Source organism: Kitasatospora sp. NPDC043950 (assembly GCF_056435345.1).
This window is the reverse complement of record NZ_JBWKER010000079.1, coordinates 1-5329: the sequence shown is the minus strand read 5'-3', so window position 1 is coordinate 5329 and position 5329 is coordinate 1. Positions and strand designations below refer to the sequence as shown.

Below are 5329 nucleotides of genomic sequence, written 5' to 3'. Positions count from 1 at the left end.
AAAAAACCCCCCCCCTCCTAAGAACGGGGCCCAACGAAAAGGCGACCCGGGGATAGAAAAAGAATGGGGGGCAGACGCCCGGGGGGTGGGCCCCCCCTTCCCCCCCCCCCGGGCGACGGCTCGCGGCCGTCGGCTCAGCTCGTGGCCGATCGGCTCGGCTCGTCGGCCGCCCCCGCGCCGGTCCAAGGGATTCCTCAGGTGGTCACCGCCCGCGAGCGCGCTGCTCGTCACGGCCGGTACGGGGTCACCGCCAGGACCGCCCCGTCGGCGCCGGGCGGCAGCGGCGGCAGCGGCGGCCAGGACGGATCCGGTGCCCAGGCCGGCCGGCCGCCGGCGAACGGACCGGTGCGGTCCTCCAGCATGCCGATCGCCCGGCCTCGGGCCCGCCCGACCTGACGGCCCGCGCAGTCGTCGACCACACCGAGGCGGCGCGGCTGGGCGTAATTCCCGGTGTCCTTCCAGCGGTGCCCCGACAGGTCGGAGGCGGTGGCCAGGCGGCCGGACGGCGGCAACGGTGGCGGCGTCCGGCCCCCGGGCCTCGTTCCCCGGCTCCGTCACGCGGCTGCGCCGGCGGTCAGCCCCCGGCGCAGCCGCCGTTGCGGCAGTCGCGCCAGGGGCCCCAGGCACCGCCCGGGGCCTGCTCGGAGATCTCGGCGGACAATGAGCTTGTTCTTTTTCTTCCGCCCTCGAACGGCGTCTCGAACGGGGTCGCTCACTTGGGGATTCGCCGGACATGAAGGCGGCCTTCGTCTGATCCTGTGCTCCGACCAAGGTGCACGTGACCACGACGAAGGCCGTGAGGGTGAGTCTGCTGCCTGATGCTGTGCGGAGGGAAGCGTTCGCGGAAGCGTCACGCTTCCGGGGAGAGTTCTACGAGTGTCCGACCGCCCGGCGTGACGAGTTGTTCGAACTCGCCGACGCGGTGCTGTGTGCGGACGGTGCGGTGAAGTCCCGGTGGACCTGACACTGCTGCCCGAGCACCGGCGTGGGCACGGAGCGATGTACGGCGGCCTGAACCAAGGCCGGATCGACGTCGTCCGGCTCCGAACGGCTCACCCCGGCCCGGGTCCGCCGGGGATTCAGGAACATCCGCCCCCACCTCATCTGCCCGACCCGTGTTCCCAAACCCAGAGGCACGGGTCCCGGACGGCCACCAGGCGCCAAGCACAAACACCGCGCACCCCGTTACGACGTCGGGAAGACCGTCAAACGCGAACCCACGCCCGAAGCCCACCTCGCCAAGATCGCAGCGGCAGTTTAAAAAGCAAGCTCAGGCCTGGTCAGCCGTCTCGTCCAGGATGAGCTGCCCCCGGAACAAGGTGCGTACCCCGCCGCCGACGCTCGCGAGCAGACCTCGATCAGCTTGCCTGCGGACTTTCACTTGCATTCTGGCAAAGCCGAGTTCGGCTGTGCCCTGGACGATGTCGAACGCCAGGGACTCCTCAGCTTGTTGTTTAACCTCGGCGGTCACTCGACCTGCTGATCTGCGGTTCTTCCCGGGACAGTGGAGACGGCCGTTCTCCACGCTTCGAGGTGTCGAGTCACGAAGCACGAGAGAACGGCCGCTGCCCATGAGTCTCCCCCTCGACCCGCCCGCATGCCAGGCATTGGCTCTCCTGTCCCGCTTTCGGGTTGAGTTCTACGAATGCCTCTACGCCCGCGCGGACTCACTCTTCGAGCTCACCGATGCGGTGCTGTGCACGGACGGGCCGGTGAAGACCCTCGTCGAGCTGTCGCTCACGGCCGAGCACCGTCGGGGGCATGGCGCCCTGTATGCCGCGCTGGACCGGGGCTGGCTGGAGCCGGCCCGGCTGCGTCGCATGCTGGCCGGCCTGCCGCTGCCGAAGGCGGCCGACGGCCGGATCGTGCTGGCCGTCGACGTGAGCAACTGGCTCCGCCCCGACGCCCCCACCAGCGACGACCGGCTCTTCTGTCACGTCTACGGACGTGGCGACCGCAAAACGGACCAGCTCGTTCCCGGCTGGCCGTACTCCTTCGTCGCCGCCCTGGAAACAGGCCGTACCTCCTGGGTCGCGCTGCTGGACGCCGTGCGCCTCGGGCCGGCCGACGACGCGACCGCCGTCACCTCCGCCCAACTACGCGATGTCGTAGAGCGGTTGACACAGGCCGGACACTGGCGGCCAGTCGACCCGGAGATCCTGATCATGATGGACTCCGGCTACGACGTCGCCTACCTCTCGCACGCTCTCGTGGACCTTCCGGTCGTGCTGGTCGGACGTTTGCGCTCGGACCGCGTCATGCTCCGAGACGCAGGCCCCACACGCTCCACCCCGAGGGGCGGGCGCCCGCGTCGACACGGCGGCGTCCTCACCTTCGCGAAGCCCGAGAGCTGGCATCAGCCCGAGGTCACCACGGTCACGGACACCACCCGTTACGGCACCGCGGAGGCGGTCGCGTGGGACCGGATGCACCCCAGGCTCACCCATCGCGGCCCCTGGCTGGACCACGCAAAGGAAGAACTGCCGATCCTGCACGGGACATTGGTGCGACTGAAGGTCGATCGCTTGCCGGGCGACCGGGATCCGAAACCGGTCTGGCTGTGGTGCTCGGCCACCGCCGCCACCGGCGCGGACGTGGACCGCTGGTGGCAGTCGTTCCTGCGCAGATTCGACCTGGAACACACCTTCAGACTCATGAAGCAGACGCTCGGCTGGACCGCCCCGAAGATCCGCCACGCCGACAGCGCTGACCTGTGGACCTGGCTCATCATCGCCGCCCACACCCAACTCCGTCAGGCCCGGCCGCTGGCCGAGGACCTCCGCCGCCCCTGGGAACGGCCCGCCGAGCCCCGCCGTCTCACCCCCGCCCGGGTGCGGCGGGGGTTTCGCAACATCCGCCCGACCATCGCTCGCCCCGCGACAGCACCGAAACCGTCCAAGCCGGGCCCCGGACGGCCGCCCGGCTCGAAGAACAAGCAGCGGGCCACGCGTCACGACGTCGGAAAGACGGTCAAACGCGCCGAATCGATCAAGGAACACCAAGCCCGACGAGGATAAATTCCAAGCTTAGAGGAGTTCCGGACGAGGACCGGTCCCCAGGAGGGGGCTGTCCTTCTGGACGGTGGCGACGAACGCGTCCGGCTCCTGGAAGTAGGGGGCGATCCAGATCGTGCCGGCCGCCCAGCCGGCGAAGCCGAGGGTGGCCGTGGCGACCAGGGCGCCGAGCAAGAGCGGCAGGCGCCGGGGTTCGGGGCGCGCGCGGCTCGCCGCGGTGAGGAGGACGACGCCCGCTGGCGCCAGGACGAACAGTCCGAACGGGATGCCGAAGGCCGAGACGGCGAGCAGTCCCCAGCCGAATACCAGACAGGCCGTCCGGAAATTGGTGGCATCCCGCGCGAAAAGCGGTGCGGCGGCGGCCAGTGAACCGAGCACCAGCGGACCGTCGATCAACGACCCGCCGACGAGAATCACCCAGACCACGGCCGGTGCGGCACACAGCGCCGCCGCCACCGCCAGGACCCGCCCCGCACGCGGCACGGACCGGTGCACGCTCAAGGTTTCCACGACCCTCCATTGTTGAACACGTTCAAATCTGGTGGGATCACGCTACCAGGCCGCCCCGGCGCCGGAGCCCACCGGACGAACGGATCCCACCCGGCCCGTTTTGGCCGGTCCTCGGCCGCTGCTCCCCGGCCCGTCGCCCGGTGCCGGGCCGCCGCCCTCGTGCCGGGCCTTGTCCGGCTCCGCCCCGGTCCTCGCCCTGCTCTTCGGCTTGGCGCCGTTGCTCGTCGTCATCGCGGGGGTTCCCTCCGGCTGGGCGCGGAGCCGGTGCTGCGCGCGGTCGCCGTAGGGAACCCCGCGAACCTTGGCGGATCCCTTGGTGAATAGCCCCCTTGGCCGCAACGATCACGTAACGGCCTTCACCAACGTTGGTGCCGCGAACGGACGCCAACGTTGGTTGTTCTGTGCCGGGGAACCTGGACCATGTGCCACCAAAGGTGGACCGACGGCGGTTTGTGACAGTGAAGATGGACCACCGCAGTCGAGAGGTCTCCTGGCACGCTGGTGACATGAAAGGCTTCCAAGATCGAGAGCCGATTGATTCGCTCGTTGCCGCGGACTCTCCCTCATGGAGCGTCAGGGCCGCTGCAGGGCGTCGGCTGGCGGCAGTACCTCAGATCGAGGCCGTCGCCGATGTCCTCCACCGCCTTTTGCTCGACGTTCAAGACACCGCAGTGGCCTCGGAGACAGCCGTGGCCCTGTTGGCACGTGGGGACCTACCCGGTCTACGCGCCGTGCTCGCCGCCCGAGCCAACGCGACCGACCAGGGAACCGCTGACCAGCTCAGCGCGGAGCTCGACGGTGACCCGCGCTGGATGACCGGCAACGGCGTGGCCGAGTTCATCCGGCAACTCCAGGCGCTGACGTCGGACGCAGATTCAGGGGTCTGCGACGAGGCCCATCGGCGACTTTCACTCCTACGACAGGACGACTGACCTGCGGTGGTCCATCTTCACTGTCACGAACGACCACCGGTCCACCTTCGGTGGCACACGGTCCAGGTTGCCTGGTACAGGACATTGGTGGATTCCTTACTGCCCTCGGCGCTTCAAGGTGATTGGCCTGTTTGTGTAGCTGACTGGCAGTCATTTGCGCGCTATGCCCTTGGTATGCGCTATGCGCTATGCGGATGGGGGCGGGCTGACGGCGAAGGCACGTCAGTGTCGAGAGGCGGTGCGGCTGGAGGCCGCCGCGTTGTTCGACGAAGGTGTCCCGCCGAGGGAGGTTGCCCGCAGGCTGCGGGTGACCGCGAAATCTGCCTACCAGTGGCACCGGGCCTGGCGGGAGGACGGGGTCGGGGCGCTGGCTTCACGGGGACCGGGCGGGCAGCGGTGCAAGCTGTCGGCGCGGTGCCGGGAGAAGCTGGCCGAATACCTCGGGCAGGGGCCGGCCGTGCACGGCTGGGACCAGGACCAGGTGTGGACCGGTGCGCGGGTGGCGACGCTGATCGGCCGCAGGTTCCACGTGTCCTACAGCGTCTCGGGGGCCACCCGGCTGATGCGTCGGCTCGGCTTCACCCCGCAGGTTCCCGCGCGCCGGGCCGCTGAACGCGACGAGCAGGTCGTGGCCGCGTGGAGGGAGGCGACCTGGGCGGAGGTAGAAGCGCCCGGGCGGCCTGCGACGGCTGGCTCTGCTTCGAGGACGAAGCCGGGTTCACCCGCAGACCGCCCAAAGGACGCACCTGGGGACGTCGCGGCACCACCCCGGTCGTGAAGGTGAGCGGCAGCCGCTCGGGGAGGATCTCCATCGCCGGGCTGATCGCGATGCGCCCGGGCTCGCGGACCCGCTTGTGCCACAGGCTGCGGCGC

The 5329-nt window shown here is 69.8% G+C and carries 5 protein-coding genes and 2 pseudogenes; 4 read left to right on the top strand and 3 right to left on the bottom strand.

The window, feature by feature from the left end:
- Nucleotides 1–227 precede the first annotated feature (227 nt).
- Nucleotides 228–512: a hypothetical protein gene (locus tag AC07BF_RS34525; protein WP_478334392.1), complete on the bottom strand. Its 285-nt coding sequence runs from the start codon at nucleotides 510–512 to the stop codon at nucleotides 228–230.
- A 290-nt stretch (nucleotides 513–802) separates the two neighbouring features.
- Between AC07BF_RS34525 and AC07BF_RS34520 the strand changes: the two are divergent.
- Nucleotides 803–1053 (top strand): annotated as a pseudogene (locus AC07BF_RS34520) (transposase); the annotation flags it as partial.
- A 217-nt stretch (nucleotides 1054–1270) separates the two neighbouring features.
- On the opposite strand, the gene AC07BF_RS34515 reads toward AC07BF_RS34520, so the two are convergent.
- Nucleotides 1271–1471, bottom strand: coding sequence for a hypothetical protein (locus AC07BF_RS34515; protein ID WP_478334391.1), 201 nt, complete (start codon nucleotides 1469–1471; stop codon nucleotides 1271–1273).
- Nucleotides 1472–1571: 100 nt separating this feature from the next.
- Between AC07BF_RS34515 and AC07BF_RS34510 the strand changes: the two genes are divergently transcribed.
- Nucleotides 1572–3017, top strand: a complete 1446-nt coding sequence (locus AC07BF_RS34510) for an NF041680 family putative transposase (RefSeq protein ID WP_478334390.1) — start codon at nucleotides 1572–1574, stop codon at nucleotides 3015–3017.
- Between the two features lie 9 nt (nucleotides 3018–3026).
- Here AC07BF_RS34510 and AC07BF_RS34505 read toward each other — a convergent pair whose 3' ends face one another.
- Nucleotides 3027–3515 (bottom strand): hypothetical protein, encoded by a 489-nt coding sequence (locus AC07BF_RS34505; RefSeq protein WP_478334389.1) that lies wholly within the window; start codon nucleotides 3513–3515, stop codon nucleotides 3027–3029.
- A 515-nt stretch (nucleotides 3516–4030) separates the two neighbouring features.
- On the opposite strand from AC07BF_RS34505, the gene AC07BF_RS34500 reads away from it, so the two are divergent.
- Entirely contained in the window at nucleotides 4031–4456 is a 426-nt protein-coding gene (locus AC07BF_RS34500) for a hypothetical protein (RefSeq protein WP_478334388.1), read from the top strand.
- Between the two features lie 181 nt (nucleotides 4457–4637).
- Nucleotides 4638–5329: pseudogene (locus tag AC07BF_RS34495) on the top strand (winged helix-turn-helix domain-containing protein); the annotation flags it as partial.

Coding starts and splice junctions, on each gene's coding strand:
- AC07BF_RS34510 (WP_478334390.1), top strand. CDS start 1,572: ATGAGTCTCCCCCTCGACCCGCCCGCATGCCAGGCATTGGCTCTCCTG.
- AC07BF_RS34500 (WP_478334388.1), top strand. CDS start 4,031: ATGAAAGGCTTCCAAGATCGAGAGCCGATTGATTCGCTCGTTGCCGCG.